Origin of the sequence: Providencia sp. CIM-Carb-044, assembly GCF_033901115.1 — a bacterium.
Classification (GTDB): domain Bacteria; phylum Pseudomonadota; class Gammaproteobacteria; order Enterobacterales; family Enterobacteriaceae; genus Providencia; species Providencia hangzhouensis.
In genome coordinates this window covers 1-1,662 of record NZ_JAXADV010000055.1, presented here as the reverse complement: position 1 = coordinate 1,662, position 1,662 = coordinate 1, and the positions used below count along the sequence as shown (strand labels likewise).

At 50.2% G+C, this 1,662-nt stretch carries 1 protein-coding gene; it reads left to right on the top strand.

Features of this window, described 5'->3' with window-relative positions:
* Nucleotides 1-64 precede the first annotated feature (64 nt).
* A protein-coding gene (locus SJ312_RS23215) for an IS3 family transposase (protein WP_129075355.1) occupies nucleotides 65-1,626 on the top strand; the annotation gives its coding sequence in 2 pieces (ribosomal slippage) (nucleotides 65-527 and nucleotides 527-1,626; 1,563 coding nt in all).
* The last annotated feature ends 36 nt before the right edge of the window (nucleotides 1,627-1,662 follow it).

Below are 1,662 nucleotides of genomic sequence, written 5' to 3'. Positions count from 1 at the left end.
CCCCCTCTGGCAGGATAGTTGTCACCCCCCTAAAATTTAACCAGTTGGGGGTTAAGGCTTGAATGTGCCGAGTTACAGTGAAGAGCGTAAACAAGAGATATTGAGCAAGTTATTGCCACCATTAAATATGACCGTGGCAGAAGTATCACGCAATGAAGGGATTGGGCTGCAAACCTTGTATAATTGGCGTGATAAAGCCAAACAACAAGGTCGCCCTGTGCCGGGAAATAAATCAACACCAGACCAATGGTCAGCAGAAGCTAAGTTTGCCACTGTACTCGAAACTGCCAGTTTGAATGAAGCCGAATTGAGCGAGTATTGCCGCGCTAAAGGCCTGTACGTTGAGCAAGTGAAGGCCTGGAAAGCAGATGCACTCAGAGGCTTTATGAGTTCTCGTGAGCAGGAGCTTGAAGCCAAGCGGCAGCGACAGGCAGACCTGAAAGAAATCAAACAGTTGAAGCGTGAACTTCGGCAAAAAGAAAAGGCTCTCGCAGAAACCGCTGCAATATTGGTGCTGCGAAAAAAGTTAAATGCGCTTTGGGAGAACGACCACGAGGACGATTAACCTCCTTCCCGCAGCGCACAGAGTATGTGTCGTGGATACAAGAAGCGAATCGGTCAGGGGCCAGACTGAATGTCGCCTGCAACGAGGTGGGTATCACCTTGCGTACCTATCGGCGCTGGTATAGTGGTGGACAGGTCAAGGCAGATAAAAGACCGGAGGCGGTTCGTCCTGAGCCAGCAAATAAACTGACGCAAGCGGAACAAGAGCAAATAATTGAGGTGTGTAATCGGAAGCAGTTTGCCAGCTTACCCCCATCACAAATTGTGCCGACCTTGTTAGATAGTGGCGAATATTACGGCTCTGAATCAACGTTCTACCGAGTCTTAAAAGCGCATGGGCAGCTCCATCATCGTGGCCGCAGCTTAGCGCCGAAAGGTTCAGTGTTGCCAACGACTTATACCGCGGCAGGGCCGGGTCAGGTGTTTTGCTGGGATATTACGTATTTGCCCAGCACAGTGCGTGGGCAGTTTTACTACCTGTACATGTTGGAAGACTTGTTCAGCCGCAAGATTGTCGGCAACGAAGTGTATGAGCAGGAGTCAGGGGAACATGCCGCGAAGCTGTTAGAGCAAACGCTGGTACGGGAGAACTGTTTGCACAGTGGTGTAGTGCTGCACTCAGACAACGGCGCACCGATGAAATCGCAAACCTTGCGGATAAAGGCATACGAGCTTGGGGTGACCACCTCATACAGCAGACCACGAGTCAGCAATGATAACCCGTTTGCAGAGTCTCTGTTCAGAACCTGCAAATACCGACCAGATTGGCCATCTGCAGGGTTTAAAAGCCTTGATGAAGCAAGAAGATGGGTCCTGAAATTTACGCGCTGGTACAACTACGAACATAAGCACAGTCAATTGCGTTTTGTGACGCCACACCAGCGTCATACAGGTCAGGATAACGCTATCTTGGCCCAGCGAAAAGCACGTATCGAGGCGGCTAAAGATGCAAATCCAAGTCGTTGGGGAAAGCGCGAAGTACGAAACTGCACCCCCGTGGGACCGACAACGTTGAATCCAGAAAGAGAGCAGACTAAACCAATAGAAAAACAGGCCGCTTAAAACGGTCAGAGGTGACAACTACCTTGAAAAACGCCG